The organism is Actinacidiphila glaucinigra, from assembly GCF_035918135.1.
Classification (GTDB): Bacteria; Actinomycetota; Actinomycetes; order Streptomycetales; family Streptomycetaceae; genus Actinacidiphila; species Actinacidiphila glaucinigra.
The window spans coordinates 917,189-939,577 of sequence record NZ_CP109144.1 but is presented as its reverse complement, the minus strand read 5'-3'; the positions used below and the strand labels follow the sequence as shown (position 1 = coordinate 939,577).

At 75.5% G+C, this 22,389-nt stretch carries 2 protein-coding genes; both read left to right on the top strand.

Annotation, left to right across the window (positions count from 1 at the left end; genetic code table 11):
• Positions 1–163: 163 nt before the first annotated feature.
• Positions 164–22,030, top strand: a complete 21,867-nt coding sequence (locus tag OIE69_RS04010) for a non-ribosomal peptide synthase/polyketide synthase (RefSeq protein WP_326580963.1) — start codon at positions 164–166, stop codon at positions 22,028–22,030.
• Complete coding sequence (locus OIE69_RS04005; protein ID WP_326570530.1) at positions 22,027–22,233, top strand: MbtH family protein; 207 nt, start codon at positions 22,027–22,029, stop codon at positions 22,231–22,233. Before OIE69_RS04010 ends, OIE69_RS04005 begins: the two co-directional genes overlap by 4 nt.
• Positions 22,234–22,389: the final 156 nt, after the last annotated feature.

Genomic DNA, 22,389 nt, shown 5'->3' with positions numbered 1-22,389 from the left:
ACCTTAACCCTACCGCCGTGAGCTGTGCGGTCACGCCCAGCGGGCAGGGCTATCAAGTTAGGTAATGCTTACCTTAATATGGCGAGCGGTCGCGGCTCGTCCGAGTCGGATCCGCACGTCTGGGGAGGCACGGGCACCTGTGTCGGGTAACGAAGAACTGGTGATGACGGCAAAGGACTTCTGGCGTGAGCGGCTGATTCCGCTCGCACAGGAGACCGTCCTCCCCATCGACCTCCCCTATCCGCAAGGCCCCGCGGGACCCACCGCGGTCCGCTCCCGCGCGCTGCCCGGCACGGCCGCGGCGGAGGAACGGCACCTGGCGGCGTACGTCGCCCTGCTCCACCACTACGGCGGCGGCGCCACCGACCTCGTCCTCGCCCACGACGGGCTGCCGCTGCGCGTCGCCCTCACCGCGGACACCACCTTCACCGGGCTCACCGCGCGGGTCTCCGAGGCCGCGGAGCGGGCCCGCGCCCACCGCGTCCCCGCCGACGCCCTCGCCGCCGAACTGGGCGCCGCGGCGACCCGCGGCGGCGGTCTCCTCTGCAACACCGGTTTCGCCGCCGGCGACTGGGCCGGCGGCCCCCTCGACCTCGAACTGCGGGTGACACCCGGCGAGGTCCACGCGTCGTACCACCCCGGCCTCTTCGAGACGTCGACCGTCGACCGGATCCTCGGCCACTACGCCGCCCTGCTCGCCGACGCCACCGCTCACCCCGGCCGCGCCGTCGCCGACCTCGTGCTGCTGGACGGGTCGGAACGGCACCGCGTCCTCCACGAGTGGAACGACACCGGGCACGATGTACCGCTCGCCACCTGGCCCGCCATGTTCGCCGAGCAGGTCCGCACCCGGCCCGACGAGACCGCCCTGGTCTTCGAGGACGTCCGCCTCACGTACGCCGAACTCGACGCCCGCGCCAACCGGCTGGCCCACGCCCTGACCGCCCGGGGCGCCGGCCCCGAGACGGTGGTGGCGCTGGCCGTGCCGCGCTCGGCCGAACTCATCGTCGCCGAGGTCGCCGTGCTCAAGTCCGGCGCCGCCTACCTGCCGGTCGACACCGACTACCCCGCCGACCGCGTCGCCTACATGCTCACCGACGCCGCGCCCGTCTGCCTCCTCACCACCGCCGAGGTCGCCGCCGAACTGCCCGGCGAGGTGCCCACGCTGGTCGTCGACGCCCCGGACACCGTCGCCGAACTCGCCGGGCTGCCGGACCACGCCCCCGACCTCGGCGGCCGGCTGACCGTCGCCAACGCCGCCTACGTCATCTACACCTCGGGCTCCACCGGCCGGCCCAAGGGCGTCGTCCTCTCCCACGCGGGTGTCGCCAAGCTCGTCGCCACCCAGAGCGAGCGCTTCGGCATCGGCCCGCACAGCCGGGTGCTGCAGTTCGCCTCCCCGAGCTTCGACGTCGCCTTCTGGGACCTGTGCCTCGGCCTGCTCTCCGGCGGACGGCTCGTCGTCGTGCCCTCGGAGCGGCGCGTCCCGGGGCCGGCGCTCGCCGACTACGCGAACGCCAACGGCATCACCTTCATGATCCTGCCGCCCGCGCTGCTCGCCGCCATGCCCGACGACGTGCACCTGCCCGCGGAGGCGACGCTGCTCGCCGGCACCGAGCGGGTCTCGCCCGAACTCGTCGGCCGCTACGCGCGCGGCCGCATGATGTTCAACGCCTACGGCCCGACCGAGGCGACCACCAACTCCACCCTCGGCCTGTGCGACCCCGACACCCCGGCCGGCACCATCGTCCCCATCGGCGTTCCCGACCCCGGCACCCGTGCCTACGTGCTCGACGCCCGGCTGCGTCCGGTCCCCGCAGGCGTCGCGGGAGAGCTCTACCTCGGCGGCGCCGGACTCGCCCGCGGCTACCTCGGGCGCCCCGACCTGACGGCCGAGCGCTTCGTCGCCGACCCGTTCGGCGAGCCGGGGGAGCGGCTGTACCGCACCGGCGACCTGGTGCGCTGGAAGGCCGACGGGCGCCTGGAGTTCCTCGGCCGCGTCGACAGCCAGGTCAAGATCCGCGGCTTCCGCATCGAGCCCGGCGAGATCGAGTCCGTGCTGCGCGCCCACCCCGCCGTCGCCCAGGCCGCCGTCGTCGTCCGCGAGGACCGGCCCGGCGACCGGCGGCTGGCCGCGTACGTCGTGCCGTCGCTCGACGGTGAGGCCGAGGTCGCCGAGTGGAAGGACCTGCACGAACTCCTCTACTCCGCCGCGGGCTCCGAGGGCTTCCAGGAGAACTTCGCCGGCTGGAACAGCATGTACGACGGGCTGCCCATCCCGCTCGCCGACATGCGCGAGTGGCGGACCGCCACCGTCGAGCGCATCGCCGCGCTCGCGCCGCGCCGCGTCCTGGAGATCGGCGTCGGCAGCGGCCTGCTCCTGTCCCGCCTGGCCCCCGGCTGCGAGGCGTACTGGGGCACCGACGTCTCCGAGGAGGCCGTCGCCGCGCTGCGCGCCCAGATCCGCGGCGTGCCGGAACTCGCCGGTCGCGTGGAGCTGTCGGCCCGCCCCGCACACGACACCACGGGGCTGCCCGAGGGGCACTTCGACGTCGTCGTCATCAACTCCGTCGCCCAGTACTTCCCCGGCGCGGACTACCTCGAGGACGTGCTGCGCAAGGCCGCCGCGCTGCTCGCGCCCGGCGGCGTCCTCTTCGTCGGCGACGTCCGCAACCTGCGGCTGCTGCGCACCCTGCGCGCCGCCGTGGAGAGCCGCCGCGGTGCGGGCGGCGGGGCCGAGGAAGGCGCCGCCGACGACAAGGAGGCGCTGCGCGCCGCCGTCGACCGCTCGGTGGCCTGGGAGGGCGAACTCCTCGTCGACCCCGACTGGTTCGCGGGCCTCGACGGCTTCGCCGCGCAGGTGCGTGTCAAGCGCGGTACCCACCACAACGAGCTGACCCGCTACCGCTACGACGTCGTGCTGCGCCCGGCGGCGGACGCCGCCCCTGACGCGGCCGAGGAGATCTCATGGGCCGCCCTCGGCGGCCTGGACGCCCTGGACGCCCTGGACGCCCGGCTCGCCGCGCGCCCGGAGCGGCTGCGCGTCACCGCCGTGCCCAACGCCCGCCTCACCGAGGACCTCGACGCCCTCGCCGTCCTCGACGACAGCAGCCGTCCCGGCGCCGACGGCGCCGGCAGCGTCGATCCCGAGTCGCTGCACGAACTCGCCGCGCGGCACGGCCTGTCCGCCGCCGTCACCTGGACCGGCGACGCCGACGACGGCAGCATCGACGCCGTCTTCGTCCCCGAGGGCGCCGACCCCGGACCGCTCTACCGGCCCGGCGGCGGCCGCCCGCCCGCCAACCGGCCCGCCCCCTTCCGGGACGTCACCGCGCTGATGCGGACGCTGCGCGCGCACGCCGCCGAATTCCTGCCGGAGTACATGGTCCCCGCGGCCCTCGTGCCCCTGGACCGGCTGCCGGTCACGCCCAGCGGGAAGCTCGACGGCGCCGCCCTGCCCGTCCCCGACTACGCCGCCCTCAGCTCGGGCCGCGCCCCGCGCGACGGCCGCGAGGAACTGCTGTGCGCCCTGTACGCACGGGCCCTCGGCGTGCGGACCGTCACGATCGACGACGACTTCTTCGCCCTCGGCGGCGACAGCATCGTCGCGATCCAACTGCTCGTGCTCGCCCGCCGCGCCGGGCTGCGGCTCACCCCGCGCGACGTGTTCCGGCACCGCACCGTCGCCGCGCTCGCCGAGGTCGCCCGGGAGGGCGGCCCGGACGACGCCGCCACCGGGGGCGAGGACACGCCCCTGGTGTCGCTGACGGACGCCGAACTGGCCGCCGTACGCGGCGACCTGACGGTCACCGTCGACGAGCTGCTGCCGCTCGGCCCGCTGCAGGAGGGCTTCTTCTTCCACGCCCTCGTCGACGGCGCCGACCACGACACCTACGTCGTCCAGCAGGCCGTCGAGCTGTCCGGCCCCGTCGACGGCGCCGCGCTGCGCCGCGCCATGGAACGGCTCCTGGAGCGGCACGCGCCACTGCGCGCCTGTTTCCGCCAGCTCCCCGACGGCCGGCCCGTCCAGGTCGTCACCGGCGGCGCCGTGCTGCCCTGGCGCGAGGTCGACCTGTCCGCGCAGGACGGCGACGTGCGCCGCGGCCTCGCGGACGCCGTCGCCGCCGACGAGCGGTCCCGCCCCTTCGACCTCGCCCGGCCGCCCCTGCTGCGCTGCGCGCTCGTCCGCCTCGGCGCGGACCGCAGCCGCCTGCTGCTGACGTTCCATCACATCATCGCAGACGGCTGGTCGCTGCCCGTTCTGCACCGCGAGCTGATGGCCCTGTACGCCCCCGACCCGGCGCCCCTGCCCGAGGTCCCCGCCTACGCCGCCTACCTTCGCCGCGTCGCCGCCGCCGACCGGGACGCCGCCCGCGCGGCGTGGCGCTCCGCGCTCGCCGGGCTGGAGGGCCCGACGCGCCTGGTGGACGCGCCCGCAGACGGCGGCCCGGTGGAGCCCGCCCAGATCCGCGTCGAGCTCTCCGAGCGTGCCACGGCCCGCCTCGCGGCCCGCGCCCGAGAACTCGGCGTCACCCTCGGCACCGTCGTGCAGGGCGCCTGGGGCCTGCTGCTGGGCCGGCTGACCGGACAGCAGGACGTCGTCTTCGGCACCACCGTCTCCGGCCGGGACGTCGCCGTCGACGGCATCGACTCCATGGTCGGCCTCTTCATCAACACCCTGCCGACCCGGTTCGCCTGGGACCCGGCCACCGGCCTCGGCGAACTGCTGCGCCGCCTGCAGGACGAGCAGAGCGCACTGCTGGACCACCAGCACCTCGGCCTCGCCGAGATCCAGCGTGCCGCCGGGCACGCGGGCGGCGGCGAACTCTTCGACACCCTCGTCGTCTTCGAGAACTACCCCGCCGAGACCGGACTCGCCGACCCCTCCGGCACCGTGCGCGTCACCGGCCACGCCTTCCACGACACCGTGCACTATCCGCTCGCGCTCATCGTGAAGCCCGGCCGCCGCATGGACCTGCGGCTCAAGCACCACGCGCGCAGGATCGACGCCGACGCCGTCCGCGCCCTCGGCGGCCGGCTCACGCTGCTGCTGGAGGCGATCGCCGACGACCCCGGCCGCCCGGTGGCCTCCGTCGACCTCCTCACCCCGCGCGAGCACGACACCGCCCACCTGGAAGGCGCCGTCCGCGCCGTCCCCGTCACCACGCTGCCCGCCGCCATCGCCGGGCAGACCGCCCGTACGCCCGACGCGACCGCCGTCGTGTACGGCGACACCACCCTCACGTACGCCGAACTCGACGCGCGAGCCGAGGCGCTGGCCGCGCGGCTGCGCGCCCGCGGCGCGGGTCCCGAGCGCTTCGTGGCCGTCGCGGTCCCGCGCTCGGCGGAGCTGATGGTCGCGCTGCTCGGCGTCCTCAAGTCCGGCGCGGCCTACCTGCCGGTCGACCTGGACTACCCGGCGGAGCGCGTCGCCTACATGCTCGCCGACTCCGGCGCGGCCACCGTCGTCACCACGGCGGCCGACGCCCCGCGGCTGCCCTCCGTGGAGGGCCTGACGCCACTGCTGGTCGACGCCCCCGCCGAGGACGACGCCGAGGACGACGCCGAGACCGCCGCGGTCGACGCGGCCGGGCCCGACGACCCCGCGTACCTCATCTACACCTCCGGCTCCACCGGCCGCCCCAAGGGCGTCGTCGTCACCCACCGCGCCATCGTCAACCGCCTCGCGTGGACGCAGGGCGAGTACGGCCTGACGGCCGACGACCGCGTCCTGCAGAAGACCCCGTCGAGCTTCGACGTCAGCGTGTGGGAGTTCTTCTGGCCACTGTGCGAGGGCGCAGCCGTCGTCCTCGCCCGGCCGGACGGACACCGCGACCCGGCCTACCTCGCCGGGCTCGTCCGCGAACAGCGGATCACCACCATGCACTTCGTGCCCTCCATGCTGGAGGCGTTCCTCAGCACCCCGGAGGTCACCGCCGACGCGTCGTGGGCGGCCGGCCTGCGCCGCGTCCTGAGCAGCGGCGAGGCCCTGCCCGGCGGTGCCGCCGCGCGCTGGCGGGCACTCACCGGAGTGCCGCTGCACAACCTCTACGGCCCCACCGAGGCCGCCGTCGACGTCACCCACCACCCCTTCGACGGCGCCCCGGACACCACCGTGCCCATCGGGCGCCCCGTGTGGAACACCGGACTGCGGGTGCTGGACGCCTGCCTGCACCCCGTGCCGGAGGGCGTGCCCGGCGAGCTCTACCTGACGGGCGTGCAGCTCGCCCGCGGCTACCACGGCCGCTCGGCGCTCACCGCCGAGCGTTTTGTCCCGGACCCCTACGGCGCCCCGGGCACCCGCATGTACCGCACCGGCGACCTCGTGCGTCGCCGTGCCGATGGTGTCGTGGAGTACCTGGGCCGCACCGACCGCCAGGTCAAGCTGCGCGGCAACCGCATCGAGCCCGGCGAGTCCGAGGCCGCCCTCGTACGGCTCCCGGAGGTCGCCCAGGCCGCGGTGACGGTGCGCGGGCAGCGCCTCGTCGCGTACGTCGTGCCGTCCCACGGCGCCCGACCGGACACCGCAGCCCTGCGCGCCGCCGTGGCCGACGTGCTGCCCGCGCCGCTCGTCCCGGACGCCCTCGTCGTGCTGGACGCGCTGCCGCTCACCCCCAGCGGCAAGCTCGACCGCTCCGCGCTGCCCGCGCCCGAGGCCGAGCGCGCCCCCGCCCGGGCCCCGCGCACCGACCGCGAGCGGACGCTGACGGAGGTCTTCGCCGCCGTCCTCGGCCTGCCGGACGCCGGTCCCGACGACGACTTCTTCCTCCTCGGCGGCGACAGCATCAGCTCCATCGGCGTGGCCAGCCGCGCCCGCGCCGCCGGCCTCGAACTGACCCCGCGCGACGTCTTCGAGCACCGCACCCCCGCCGCCCTCGCCCTGGCCGCCCGCACCGGCGCCGCGGCCCGGGACCGCACCGGGCCCGTCCGCCCGGAGCTGACGCCCGAGGAGACCGAGCGCGTCCACCGCACCGCCGGGGGAGCGGTTGCCGAGATCTGGCCGCTCGCCCCGCTCCAGGAAGGCCTGTTCTTCCACTCCGCCTACGACGACGGCGCCCTGGACGTCTACACCGTCCACGAGACCTTCGACTTCGCCGAGCGCCTGGACGAGGGCCGGCTGCGCGCCGCCGCCCGCACCCTGCTCGCCCGCAACCCGGGCCTGCGCGCCGGGTTCACCAGCGACGGGCAGCGCCAGCCCGTGCAGTTCATCGTCGCCGAGCCCGCGGTGCCGCTGGAGACGGTCGACCTGTCGGCCCTGCCCGCGGCCGAGCAGGAGACGCGGCTGCGCGCCCTGATGGACGAGGAGCGCACCCGCCGCTTCGACCTGTCGGCGCCGCCCCTGTTCCGCATGCTGCTCGTACGCCGCGGCGCGGAGCACGGCGACCGCCTCGTCATCGGCCGCCACCTGATCCTGTGGGACGGCTGGTCCGCCTGGCTCTTCCTCGACCAGCTCTTCGCCCTCTACGCGACGGGCGGCGACGACACGGGCCTGCCGCGCCCCGGCTCCTACGGGGACTACCTGGCCTGGCTCGGCACCCAGGACGACGCCGCCGCGACCGCCGCCTGGCGCACCGCCCTGGCGGGCCTGGAGGAGCCCACCCTGCTCGTCCCGGCCGTCGCCGACACCGGCCTGGAACCCGTCATCCCCGAGCAGCTGGACACGCTGCTGCCCGCGGAGCTCGGCGACCGCCTCCGCGAGCGGGCCCGCGCCCACGGCCTCACCCTCAACACGGTGCTCAACGCCGCCTGGGGCCTGACCCTGGCCTCCGCGACCGGCCGCGCCGACGTCGTGTTCGGCACCACCGTCGCGGGCCGGCCCACCGAAGTTCCGGACGTCGAGAACGTCATCGGCATGTTCCTCAACACCGTCCCCGCCCGGGTCGCCCTCGACCCGGCGGAGACCGTCCTCGACCTGCTGCGGCGCATCCAGGGCGAACGGCTGGAACTCATGCCGTACGAGTACCTGGGCCTCGGCGTCCTGCAGGCCGAGACCGGCCACCGGCGGCTGTTCGACACCCTCTTCGTCCTGCGCAACAACGACACCGAGGACCGGCTGGAGCGGCTGCGCACCGAGCACGGCGCCACCGCCGTCGCCAACGTGGACGCCACGCACTACCCCGTCAACCTGATCGTGACGCCGGGACAGCGCGTCCTCGTCACGCTCGCGCACCGGCCCGACGTCGTCCCGCACGAGTCCGCCCGCGCGCTGCTGGACCGCTTCACCCTGCTCCTGGAGCGCATGGCGGAGGACCTGACGGCCCCCGTCGGCCGCCTCGACCCGCTGCTGCCCGCCGAACACGCCGCCCTGGAGCGGGAGTGGGACGGCAGCCGGGTTCCCGAGCCCACCGAGACCGTCGCCGACCTGCTCGCCGCGCAGGCCGCCCGGACCCCGGACGCCACCGCGCTCGTCTTCGGCGAGCGCACCCTGACCTACGCCGAGCTGGACGCGGCCGTGAACCGCACGGCCCGGCTGCTGCTCGCCCGCGGCGCGGGACCGGAGAAGGTCGTCGCGCTGGGCCTGCCGCGCTCCCTGGACATGGTCGTGGCCCTCTTCGCCGTGCTGCGCACCGGCGCCGCCTACCTGCCGCTGGAACTGGACCACCCTGCCGACCGGCTCTCCCTGATGCTGGAGGACGCCCGGCCGCTGCTGCTCCTGACCAACGCAGCCGTCTCCGCCACTCTGGACGCCGGCACCCCGCGCGTCCTCCTCGACGACCCGGCCGTCGCCGCCGAGCTGGCGGAGCTGTCCGACGCCCCGGTCGTGGCGAGCTTCAGCCTGGAGCACCCCGCGTACGTCATCTACACCTCGGGCTCCACCGGCCGCCCCAAGGGCGTCGTCACCCCCTACCGGGGCCTGACGAACATGCAGCTCAACCACCAGAAGGAGATCTTCGAACCGGCGATCGCGTCGGCGGGCGGGCGGCGGCTGCGCGTCGCGCACACCGTCTCCTTCGCCTTCGACATGTCGTGGGAGGAACTGCTGTGGCTCGTCGAGGGCCACGAAGTGCACGTCTGCGACGAGGAGCTGCGGCGTGACGCCCAGGCCCTGACCGCGTACTGCGAGCGGCACCGCATCGACGTCGTCAACGTCACCCCGACCTACGCCCGGCTGCTCATCGAGGAGGGGCTGCTCGAAGGGCACGTCCCGCCGCTGGTGCTGCTCGGCGGCGAGGCCGTCCCCGAGACGGTCTGGACGCGGCTGCGCGACACCGAGGGCACCTACGGCTACAACCTGTACGGCCCGACCGAGTACACCATCAACACCCTCGGCGGCGGCACCCACGACAGCGCCACCCCGACCGTGGGCCGCCCGATCCGCGGCACCCGGGCCCACATCCTCGACGCCTGGCTGCGCCCGGTGCCGGACGGCGTGCCCGGCGAGCTGTACATCGCGGGCATCGGCCTGGCCCGCGGCTACCTGGACCGGCCGGGGCTGACCGCCGAGCGGTTCGTCGCCGACCCCTTCGGCGAGCCCGGCGAGCGGATGTACCGCACCGGCGACCTCGTGCGGCGGGGCCGGGATAGCAACCTGGACTTCCTCGGGCGCACCGACGACCAGGTCAAGATCCGCGGCTACCGCGTCGAGCCCGGCGAGATCGAGAGCGCCCTCAGCCGCCACCCGCGTGTGTCGCAGGCCGCCGTCGTCGTCCGCGACGACCGGCTGGTCGGCTACGTCGTCCCGGCCCCCGCGGACGCCGCCGAGCGCGAGTCCACCGAGCGCGCCCAGGTCGGCGAGTGGCAGGAGATCTACTCCGACGAGTACGAGGAGATCTCCACCGCCGTCTTCACCGAGGAGTACGCGGGCTGGGACAGCTCCTACGACGGGCAGCCCATCCCCTTCGACGACATGCACGAGTGGCGCGAGGCCACCCTCGCCCGCATCCGCGAACTGCGCCCGCGCCGCGTCCTGGAGATCGGCGTCGGCTCCGGCCTGCTGCTGTCCCGGCTGGCCCCGGACGCGGAGGCCTACTGGGCCACCGACTTCGCCGCCCCCGTCATCCGCAAGATCGGCGAGGAGCTGCGGCGCGACACTGAGCTGGCGGCGAAGGTCGAGCTGCGCTGCCGGCCCGCCGACGACCTGGAGGGGCTGCCCACCGGGTACTTCGACACGGTCGTCATCAACTCCGTCATCCAGTACTTCCCCAGCGCGGCCTACCTGGAGTCGGTCGTGCGCGGCGCCATGGAGCTGCTCGCCCCCGGTGGCGCGCTCTTCGTCGGCGACGTCCGCAACCTGCGGCTCGTCCGCACCTTCCACACCGAGATCCAGCGCGCCCGGGGCACCGACGGCGCGGAGTTCGAGCGGGCCGTGGAGCGCGGTCTGCGCCTGGAGAAGGAACTCCTGGTCGACCCCGACTTCTTCGCGCACCTCGGGTACGGACTCGACCTGCGCACCAAGCGCGGACACCACCACAACGAGCTGACCCGGCACCGCTACGACGCCGTGCTCTACCGGGCGGAGCCCTCCCTCCGGCTCGGCGACGAGCCCGAGGCGGCCTGGTCGCCCGGGCTTCCCGAGCGCTTGCGCGAGGAGCGCCCCGAGCGGCTGCGCGTCACCGGCGTGCCGGACGGCCGCGTCCGGCCGGACGGCGTCGACCCCGAGGCCCTGCACGACCTGGGCGCCGGTCTCGGATACCGCGTGCTCACCACGTGGGGTGCCGAGACGGGCACATACGAGGCCGTGTTCGTCCCCGCCGGCGCCACCGGCACGACCGCCGGGCTGTACCGGGCGGGCGGCGGCAGCGCACCCTACGCCAACGAACCGGCGGCGGCCCGCGACGCGAGCGCCCTCGTGCGCGTGCTGCGCGAGGACCTCAAGCGCGAACTGCCCGAGTACATGGTCCCGGCGGCCTTCGTCACCCTCGACCGGCTGCCGATGAACGCCAACGGCAAGCTCGACGTCCGGGCGCTGCCCGACGCGGAGCCGGCCGTGGCCCTCGGCGGCGGACGAGGACCGCGCACCCCGCAGGAAGAGGTGCTGTGCCGCCTGTTCGCCGAGGTGCTGGGCCTGCCGTCGGTGGGCGCCGAGGACGGCTTCTTCGACCTGGGCGGCCACTCGCTGCTCGCCACCCGCCTGGTCAGCCGGGCCCGCACCGAACTCGGCGCCGAGCTCGCCATCCGCGACCTCTTCGAGGCCCCGACGCCCGCCCTGCTCGCGGTCCGCGCGGACGCCGGACGCCCCGCCCGCCCCGCGCTCACCGCGGCCGCCGAACGGCCGGGGCGTGTTCCGCTCTCCGCCGCGCAGCGCCGCCTGTGGCTGGTGGAACGCCTCACCGGCGGCGGCGCGGCGTACAACTTCCCCCTCGTCTTCCGGCTGCGCGGCGCCCTCGACACCGACGCCCTGCGCCTGGCCCTTGGCGACGTCGCGGGCCGCCACGAGGCGCTGCGCACCCTCGTCGGCGAACAGGACGGCGAGCCCTTCCAGCGGATCGTCCCCGCCGGCGAGGCACTGCCCGAGTTCACCGTCGCCGAGTGCGCCGAGTCCGGCCTCCCGGGGCTGATCGAGGCCGCGCAGCGCCGCCCCTTCGACCTGGCGCAGCAACTGCCGCTGCGCTGCGAGGTGTTCCGGGTCGGCGAGGACGACCACGTGGTGGCCGTCGTGCTGCACCACATCACCACCGACGAGTGGTCCGACCGCCCCTTCATGGCGGACCTGACGGCCGCCTACGCCGCCCGCGCCGCGGGCTCCGCCCCGGCCCGGCAGCCGCTGCCCGTCCAGTACGCGGACTACACCCTCTGGCAGGAGCGCCTCCTCGGCACGGTCGGCGGCACGCAACTCGCCTACTGGACCGAGCGGCTGCGCGACCTGCCCGAGGAGCTGAGGCTGCCGCTCGACCGGCCGCGTCCCGCCGCGCCCACCGGCGCCGGGGCCATCGTGCGCGGCGCGGTCCCGGTGGACCTCGGCCGGGAGCTGCGGGAGCTGTCCACCGCGACCGGCACCAGCATGTTCATGCTGTTCCAGGCCGCCACCGCGGCTCTGCTGCACCGCCTCGGCGCGGGCGAGGACGTGCCGCTCGGCGCGCCCATCGCGGGCCGCACCGACAGCGGCCTGGACGACCTCGTCGGCTTCTTCGTCAACACCCTCGTGCTCCGCACCGACCTGTCAGGCGACGCACTGACGTTCCGTCAGCTGCTCGGCCGGGTCCGTGAGTCCGCGCTGGCGGCCTTCGAGCACCAGGACATGCCCTTCGACCGGGTCGTGGAAGCGGTGAACCCGCCGCGCGCGGCGGGCCGCAACCCGCTGTTCCAGGTGATGCTCGGCTACCACCACCGCCCGGACGGGGACCCCGAGGTCTTCGGGCTGCCCACCGAGTGGTTCGACATGGACACCGGCACGGCCAAGTTCGACCTCGACTTCACCTTCGTCGACCACGGCGAGGCGCACCCGCTGGCACTGCTGCTGGAGTACGCGACCGACCTGGCCGACGAGGCCACCGCCGCGCTGCTCGTCGCCCGGCTGGTCCTGCTGCTGCGGCAGGCCGCGGCCCACCCCGACCTCCCGCTGGCGGAGTTCGACCTGCTCACGCCCGCCGAGCACGAGGCCGCGGCCGTCGCCTGGAACGACACCGCGCGGCACCCCGCCGAGACCCGCGCGGTGCCGGAGATCCTCGCCGACACCGTCCGGGCCCACCCGGAGCGGACGGCGCTGGTCACCGCCGAGGGCGCGCTGACCTTCGCCGCACTGGGCGAGCGGGTCGACGCCATCGCCGGGCTGCTGCGCGGTCACGGCGCCGCCGAGGGGACCGTCGTCGGCCTCGCGCTGCCGCGGCACGCCATGGTCCCCGCGATCCTCGGAGTGCTCGCCTCGGGCGCCGGCTACCTGCCGCTGGATCCCGCACTGCCCGCCGAGCGCCTGGAGTTCATGCTCCGCGACGCGGGTCCGGTCTGCCTGCTGACCACCGCGGAACTCGCCGAACGCCTCCCGGCCGTGCCGGGCGCCGCGCGGCTGCTGCTCGACGGGCCGCTGCCCGAGGCCGAGTTCGTACCCCCGGCCGGGTACCCGGCACCGAGCGCCGCGTACACGATCTACACCTCCGGCTCCACCGGCACCCCCAAGGGGGTCGTCGGCACCCACCGGGGCCTGTCCAACCTCTTCGGCGCGCACCTGCGCGACATGATCGAACCGGCCGTCCGCGCCACCGGCCGCGTGGTCCTGAAGGCCGCGCACACCGCCTCGTTCAGCTTCGACGCCTCCTGGGACCCGCTGCTGTGGCTGCTCGCGGGGCACGAACTGCACGTCGTCGACGAGACGACGATGACGGAGCCCGCCGCGCTCCTGGCGCACCTGGAGGCGCAGGCCGCCGACTACGTCGACCTCACCCCGACCTACCTGGGTGAGCTCATGCACCACGGCTTCCTCGCCCCGGGCGGCCACGCGCCCGCCGTCCTGACCGTCGGCGGCGAGGCCACCCCGCCCGCCCTGTGGCAGCGGCTGGCGGCGCTCCCCGGTACCGAGGTGCACGACCTGTACGGGCCCACCGAGTCGTCCGTCGACGCCTACGGACGCCACAGCGGTCGCCCCGAGTGGGCGGCGCCGCTGGACAACACGCGCGCGTACGTCCTCGACGAGCGGCTGCGCCCGGCGCCCCTCGGCGTGCCCGGCGAGCTGTACCTCGCCGGTGCGGGCCTGGCCCGCGGCTACCTCGGCCGGCCGGACCTGACGGCCGAGCGCTTCGTCGCCGATCCGTACGGCACCCCCGGCGAGCGCATGTACCGCACGGGCGACCTGGCACGACGCAGGGCCGACGGCTCGTTGGAGTACCTGGGCCGCACCGACGACCAGGTCAAGATCCGCGGCTTCCGCGTGGAGCCCGGCGAGATCGAGTCCGTGCTCACCGCCGCTCCCGGTGTGTCGGCGGCCGCCGTCCTCGTCCGCGAGGACACCCCGGGCGTGCCGCGCCTGGTGGCGTACGTCGTCGCCGCCCCCGGCCACGCCCCCGACCAGGCCGCGCTGCGCGCCCGCGTCGCCGCCGCGCTGCCCGAGCACATGGTGCCCGCGGTGTTCGTGGACCTGGCGGCCCTGCCGCGCACCGTCAACGGCAAGCTGGACCGGGCCGCGCTGCCCGCGCCCGACCTCTCCTCGGCCGTCGGCGGCCGCCTGCCCCGCACCCCGCGCGAGGAGCTGCTCGCCGAGCAGTTCGCCGTCGTGCTGGGCCTGGAACGGGTCGGCATCGACGACGACTTCTTCGTCCTCGGCGGTCACTCGCTGCTCGCGATGCGCCTGATCAGCCGCATCCGCACCGCGCTCGGCGTCGAGGTGACGCTGCGGGCCGTCTTCGACGCGCCCACCGTCGCCCGGCTCGCCGCCCTCCTCGACGGCCCGGGCGCCGGGGAGCGCCCGGCCCTGACCGCCGGCCGCGCCGTGCCCGAGCGGCTGCCGCTGTCCTCCGCCCAGCACCGGCTGTGGCTGCTGCACCAGGTCGACGCCGCCGACCCCTCCTACAACCTCCCGGCCGCCTGGCGCCTCACCGGAGCCCTCGACCGTGCCGCGCTCGAGGAGGCGCTGAACGACCTCGTCGCCCGCCACACCACCCTGCGCACGGTCTTCCCGGCCGTGGAGGGCGTGCCCCAGCAGCACGTCCTGGCCCCGGAGCAGGCGCGCGTGACACTCGGCGGCGCTTCGCCGGACGAGCTGCCCGCGATCGCCGCCCGGCCGTTCGACCTGGAGCGCGAACTCCCGCTGCGCGCCGCCCTGGCGGCGACCGGGCAGGACGAGCACGTGCTGCTGCTGGTGCTGCACCACATCGCCACCGACGAGTGGTCGGACCGGGCCCTGCTGGCCGGCCTCGGCACCGCCTACGCCGCGCGCGCAGCCGGCCACGCCCCCGACTGGGCGCCGCTGCCGGTGAGTTACGCCGACTACACGCTCTGGCAGCGCGAGCTGCTGGAGCACTCCGGCGACGACCTGCTCGCGTACTGGACCGAGACCCTGCGCGGCCTCCCCGAGGAACTGGCGCTGCCCACCGACCGGCCGCGCCCCCAGGAGTCCTCCCACACCGGCGGCACCGTGGGCTTCACGATCCGGCCCGAACAGGAACGCGCCCTGCGCGCGCTCGCCCGCCGCGAGGGCGCCAGCATGTTCATGGTCTCCCAGGCCGCCGTCGCCGCCCTGCTCCACCGGCTCGGCGCGGGCGACGACATCCCGCTCGGCGCGCCCGTCTCCGGGCGCGGGGACGAGCGCCTGGAGGACCTGGTCGGCTTCTTCGTCAACTCCCTCGTGCTGCGGACCGACCTGTCCGGCGACCCGGGCTTCGCCGAGCTGGTGCGCCGCGTCCGGGCGGCCGACCTGGCCGCGTACGAGCACCAGGAACTGCCCTTCGAGCGCCTGGTCGAGGCACTCAACCCGGGCCGCTCCCTGGCCCGCCACCCGCTGTTCCAGGTGATGGTCGTCCACCTCGCCGAGCGTGCCGGCGTGCCCGTGCTGCCGGGACTCACGGCGCGGCCGGAGCCGTTCGCCCAGGACACCGCCAAGTTCGACCTCAGCTTCGACTTCGTCGAGCAGGGCGAGGGCAACGGCATCCAGGGCTGGATCGAGTACAGCGCCGACCTCTTCGACCGGCCGACCGCCGAACTCCTCGCCCGCCGCATGGAACGCCTGCTGGAGCAGGCCGCCGCCGAACCCGAGCGGCCGGTCGGGCAGCTCGACGTACTGGACGACGGCGAACGCGCCCGCGTCCTGGGGGAGTGGAACGCCACCGGTCACGCCGTGCCCGGCCTCACCCTCCCCGAGCTGTTCCGCGCCCAGGCCGCGGCGACCCCGTCCGCGCCCGCGCTGCTGGTGGAGGACACCGCCGTCGGGTACGCGGAGCTGGACGCCCGCGTCGAACGCCTCGCGCACGTCCTCGCCGGCGCCGGCGTCGGCCCGGAGACCACGGTGGCGGTCGCGCTGCCCCGCTCCGCGGCCCTGGTCGTCACCCTGCTCGCCGTCCACCGCGCGGGCGGCGCCTACCTGCCACTGGACACCGGCTACCCCGCGGAGCGGCTGGCGTTCATGCTCGCCGACGCCCGCCCGGCGTGCGTGGTGACCACCGACGGCGTGGCCCTGCCGGACACCGGCGCGCCGCGCCTCATGGTCGACGCCGACGGCACTTCGGCGGCGGACGCCCCCACCGGCCCGCTCCCGCAGGCGTACGACCCGCGCCGTCCCGCCTACGTCATCTACACCTCCGGCTCGACCGGCCGCCCCAAGGGGGTCGTCGTACCGCAGGAAGGCATCGTCAACCGCCTGTTGTGGATGCAGGACGCCTACGGCCTGACCGCCGAGGACCGCGTGCTGCAGAAGACGCCGGCCGGCTTCGACGTGTCGGTCTGGGAGTTCTTCTGGCCGCTGATCACCGGTGCGACACTCGTCGTCGCCCGCCCCGAGGGCCACAAGGACCCCGCCTATCTGGCGCAGCTGATCCAGCGGGCCGGCGTCACCACGGCGCACTTCGTGCCGTCGATGCTGCGCGCCTTCCTCGACGAGCCTGCCGCGGCCGGCTGCACGGGCCTGCGCCGCGTGATCTGCAGCGGCGAGGCGCTGCCCGCCCCGCTCGCCACCCGCTTCCACGAGGTGCTGCGCACGGCCGGGCTGCACAACCTGTACGGCCCCACGGAGGCGTCCGTCGACGTCACCGCCCACCAGGTCACGCCGGGGGCCGCCACCGTCCCCATCGGCCGCCCGGTGTGGAACACCCGCGCCTGCGTGCTGGACGCCTCGCTGCGCCCGGTTCCCCCGGGCGTACCGGGTGAGCTGTACCTCGCCGGCGTCCAGCTGGCGCGGGGCTACCTCGGCCGGTCCGACCTGACCGCCGAGCGTTTCGTCGCCGACCCGTACGGGGAGCCGGGGAGCCGCATGTACCGCACCGGCGACTTGGCCCGCTGGACCCGCGACGGGGTGCTGGAGTACCTGGGGCGCGCCGACGACCAGGTCAAGCTGCGCGGCTTCCGCGTCGAACCGGGCGAGATCGAGGCCGCGGTGACCCGGCATCCCGCGGTCGCCTCGGCCACCGTCCTGCTCCGCGACGAGCGCCTGGTCGCCTACGTCGTCCCCGCCGCCGGGCAGGAGCCCGACACGGCTGCCCTGCGTGCCGACGCCGCCGCCGCGCTCCCGGAGCACATGGTGCCCGCCGCCTTCGTCGTCCTGGACACCCTCCCGCTGACGCCGAACGGCAAGCTCGACCGCGCTGCCCTGCCCGCGCCGGACTTCGCCGCCCAGGTCACCGCGACCGCGCCGCGCACTCCGCGCGAGGAGCTGCTGTGCCGGCTGTTCGCCGACGTCCTCGGCCTCGAACGGGTGGGCGCGGACGACGACTTCTTCACCCTGGGCGGAGACAGCATCGTCGCCATGCAGCTCGTCGTCCGGGCCCGCGCCGCCGGGCTGACGATCACGCCGCGCGACGTCTTCCGCCACAAGACCCCCGCGGGTCTGGCGGCCGTCGCCGCCGACACCGTCCGCCGCGGCACGGCAGCCGGCAGCGAACTGCTGCCCGGCCTCACCGACGCCGAACGCGCCGAACTACCCGGCGCCGCAGCGGCCGAGGCGCTGCCGCTCTCCCCGCTCCAGGCAGGCCTGCTCTTCCACGCCTCCTTCGACTCCGGCGACCAGGGCCCCGACGTTTACACCGTCCAGGTGTCGTACGACATCCAGGGCGCGCTCGACCCCGAGCGGCTGCGCGCCGCCGGGCAGGCCCTGCTCGACCGGCACGAGAGCCTGCGCGCGGGCTTCCGCTACCTCTCCTCCGGCCGCCCCGTGGCCGTGGCGCCGCGCTCGGTGCCGCTGCCGTGGCGCCACGTCGACCTCACGGCCGCCCCGGACGCCGAGGCGGAGTGGGAACGCCTCCTCCTGCAGGAACGCCGCCGCTTCGACCCCGCGGAACCGCCGCTGCTGCGCCTGCTGCTGGCCCGGACCGGCGACGGCGGCCACCGCCTCGCCCTCTCCCACCAGCACCTGCTGCTCGACGGCTGGTCGGTGCCCCGCCTGATGGCGGAACTGACCGCCCTCCACGACGGGACCACCCCGCCCGCCACCGCCCCCTACCGCGACTACCTGCGCTGGCTCGCCGAGCAGGACACGGCGGCCTCCGCGGCCGCCTGGGCCGCGGCCTTGGACGGACTGGAGGAGCCCACCCACCTGGTGCCCGCCGACGCCAACCGGGCGCCGGTCGTGCCGCGCACCCACACGGTGGAGGCGGACGAGGAGCTGACGCGGGCGCTCGGCGCGCTCGCCCGGCGCCGCGGCCTCACCGTCAACACGCTCGTACAGGCCGCCTGGGGAGTCGTGCTGTCCCGGCTGACCGGCCGCGACGACGTGGTGTTCGGCGCCACCGTGGCCGGACGCCCGCCGGAGCTGGACGGCGTCGAGTCCATGATCGGCCTGTTCATCAACACCGTGCCGGTCCGCGTCCGGCTGCGCCCGCAGGAGCCGGTCGGCGCCCTGCTGGACCGCCTCCAGGACGAGCAGTCACGCCTGCTGCCGCACCAGCACCTCGGCCTGGCCGACATCCAGCGCGGCGCCGGGCTCGGCGACCTCTTCGACACGCTGATGGTCTTCGAGTCCTACCCGGTCGCGGACGGCACCGACGACGCGGGCCTGAGCCTGTCCGTGCGCGAACACGAGGACTCCACGCACTATCCGTTCGCCTGGGCCGTCGAGCCCGACGAGCGCCTGCGCCTCACGGCGGAGTTCCGCCCCGACCTGTTCACCCCGGCCGCCGCCGGCCGCATCGCCTCGGCGATGCTCTCCGTCCTGGCGGCGATGGCCGCCGACCCGGACACCGCCGTCGGCCGCGTCGACATCCTCAGCGACGCCGACCGGCGCCTGCTGCTGGAGACCTGGAACGACACGGCCCTGCTCCCGCGGGCCGCCGACTCCACCGTCCCCGCCCTGTTCGCCGCGCAGGCGGCGGCGTCCCCGGACGCGGTCGCCGTCACCGACGCCTCCGTGACGTGGACCTTCGCCGAACTCGCCGCGCACACCGACCGGCTGGCCCGCGTGCTGGCCGGCGCGGGCGCGGGCCCCGAGGGAATCGTGGCGCTGGCGCTGCCGCGCAGCGCCGACCACATCACGGCGATCCTCGCCGTCATGACGGCGGGCGCCGCCTACCTGCCGATCGACCCCGACCTGCCGGCCGACCGCGTCCTGGACATGCTCGCGGACGCCAGGCCGAGGCTGATCCTGACCACACGGGAACTCGCCGGGTCGCTCCCCGCGACCGACGTCCCGGTGCTGCGCCTGGACGCCCTCGACGGGCTGCCCGAGGCGGACCCGCGGGCCCCGGCGCCCGACCACCCGGCATACGTCATCTACACCTCCGGCTCGACGGGCCGCCCCAAGGGCGTCGTCGTCACCCAGCGCAGCCTCGCCAACCTCTTCCACAGCCACCGCCACGACCTCCACGACCGCGCCAGGGAACTGACCGGCCGCCGCCACCTGCGGGTCGGCCACGCCTGGTCGTTCTCCTTCGACGCCTCCTGGCAGCCGCAGCTGTGGCTTCTGGACGGCCACGCGCTGCACATCGTGGACGACGAGACGCGCCGCGACGCGGAGCGCCTCGCCGCCCTCATCCGCGCCGAGGGGCTGGACTTCATCGAGGTCACCCCGTCACTGCTGGCGCAGATGGCCGACGCGGGCCTGATCCAGGGCGGGCACTGCCCGCTGGCGGTGGTCGGCGTCGGCGGCGAGGCCGTACCCGACGCCCTCTGGTCGCGCCTGGCGGCGCTGGAGTCCACCGAGGCCTTCAACCTCTACGGGCCGACCGAGGCCACCGTCGACGCCCTCGTCGGACGGATCGCCGACAGCGGCCGGCCCGTCGTCGGCCGCCCGGTCCGGGGCACGCGGGCCCACGTCCTCGACGCCTCGCTGCGCCTGGTGCCGCCCGGCGTCACCGGCGAGCTGTACCTGTCCGGCGCCGGGCTCGCCCGCGGCTACCTGGGCCGCCCCGACCTGACGGCCGAGCGCTTCGTCGCCGACCCGTACGGCCCGCCCGGCGCCCGCATGTACCGCACCGGCGACCTCGCCCGGTGGACGGAGGAGGGGCAGTTGGAGTACGCCGGCCGCTCCGACGACCAGGTCAAGATCCGCGGCTACCGGGTCGAGCTCGCCGAGGTCGAGACCGCCCTCGCCGCGCACGACACGGTGGCCCAGGTCGTCGTCGCCGCCCGCGAGGACCGGCCCCGCGTACGGCAGCTCGTCGGCTACGTCGTCCCCGCGGAGGGCCGGAGCGCCGACCCCGCCGCCCTGCGCGCCCACGTGGCCGCGAGCCTGCCGGAGTACATGGTCCCCGCGGCCGTGGTCGTCCTGGAGCGGCTGCCGCTGCTGTCCAACGGCAAGCTCGACCGCAAGGCGCTGCCCGCCCCCGACTTCACCGCGGGCACCGGCGGCCGCAGGCCCGGCAACGACACCGAACGCACCCTGTGCGGCATCGTCGCCGAGGTGCTGGGCCTGCCCGCGGAGGCCGTCGGCACCGACGACGACTTCTTCGCCCTCGGCGGCGACAGCATCGTCGCGATGCAGTTCGTCAGCCGGGCCCGCGCGGCCGGACTGCGGATCACCCCGCGCCAGGTCTTCCAGCACCGCGACGTGGCCTCGCTCGCCGAGGTCGCCGTCCCGCTCGCCGGCGACGAGCTGGTCCGTACCCACGACGACGGCACCGGCCTCGTCCCGCTCACCCCGATCATGCACGCCCTGCGCGAGCGCGGGGGCCCCATCTGGGGCTACCACCAGGCCGCGCTCCTGCAGACCCCGGCGGACATGGACGAGGACGGCCTGCTGGCGGTCCTGCGCGCCGTCGCCGACCGGCACGACATGCTCCGCGCCCGCCTGGAACGCACACGCACCCAGCCGTGCCACAAGGGCGACAGCGGCGAGCAGTGGGCGCTGCGCGTGCCCGCCCCGGGCACCGTCGACGTGGCTTCCTGGCTCGCCCGCGCCGACGTCCCCGGCGCGGACGACACCGCGCTGCGCGAGGCGATCGCCGCCCACGCGCTCACCGCGCGGGCCGGACTCGACCCGGACACCGGCGACATGGTGCGCGCCGTGTGGTTCGACGCCGGGCCCGGACGGCCGGGACGGCTGCTGCTGCTCCTGCACCACCTCGTCGTCGACGGCGTGACCTGGCGCATCCTGCTGCCCGACCTGGAGACCGCCTGGGCGGCCGTCGCGGCGGGCCGCGCCCCGGAACTGCCCCCCGTGGACGTCTCCTTCCGCCGCTGGTCCGAACTGCTCACCGCCCGCGCGCAGGACCCCTCCCGCGAGGACGAACTGCCCCGCTGGACCTCGGTCCTCGCGGACGGCGCCGGCCTGCCGCTGGCCCGCCCGCTGGACACGGAACGCGACACCGTGGAGAGCACCCGCTACCTGTCGCTGACCCTGCCCGCCGACGTCACCGGGCCGCTGCTCGGGCGGGTGCCCGCCGCGTACGGCGCGAGCGTCAACGACGTGCTGCTGACCGCCTTCGCGCGGGCCGTCGCCGACTGGCGGACCAGGGTGCTCGGTGCCGAACCCGGCAGCGCCGTCCTCGTCGACCTCGAAGGCCACGGCCGCGAGGAGGAACTCGCCGGCAACGCCGACCTGTCCCGCACCATCGGCTGGTTCACCAGCGTCGTCCCGGTCCGCCTCGACCCGGGCCACGCGGGCCTCGACCCCGACGAGGCCGTCGCCCGCGTCCGCGAGCACCTGACCGCCGCGCCCACCGGCGGCGTCGGACACGGCCTGCTGCGCCACCTCAACCCGGTCACCGGGCCCGAACTGGCCCTGCTCGCCGAACCGCAGATCGAGTTCAACTACATGGGCCGCTTCGGCGTCCCCGAGGCCGCCGACTGGTCGTACGCGCCGGAGGGCGACGCCGCCGACCTCGACGCCGACCCCGGGATGCCCATGTCGCACGCCCTCACCCTCAACGCCCTCACCGAGGACCGCCCCGGCGGCCCCGAGCTGAGCGCCCACTGGGCCTACGCCGGCGAACTCCTCACCGAGGAGGCCGTCCGGGATCTGGCGCAGACCTGGTTCCGGGCCCTTGCGGCCCTGGTCACACGGAAGGAAACCACCCGATGAGCAGCAACCCCTTCGAGAACCCCGACGGCGTCTACTCCGTCCTGGTCAACGCCGAGGGCCAGCACAGCCTGTGGCCGGACTTCGTCACCGTCCCGGCCGGCTGGACGGTCGCCCACGGTCCGGCGGGCCGCCAGGAGTGCCTGGAGTACGTGGAGACCCACTGGACGGACCTGCGCCCCAAGAGCCTCGTCGAGGGCCGGTAACCGCCCGCACACGCCGAAGGGGCCGACCCGCACCGCGCGGGTCGGCCCCTTGCGTGCCCCGGCCGACGGATCCGGCCGACCACGGCCGTAATTCCGTCGACGAAGTGTGAGCAGGCCTGGCAGGCTGCGCACATGACCTACCGAATCGAGTCCCAC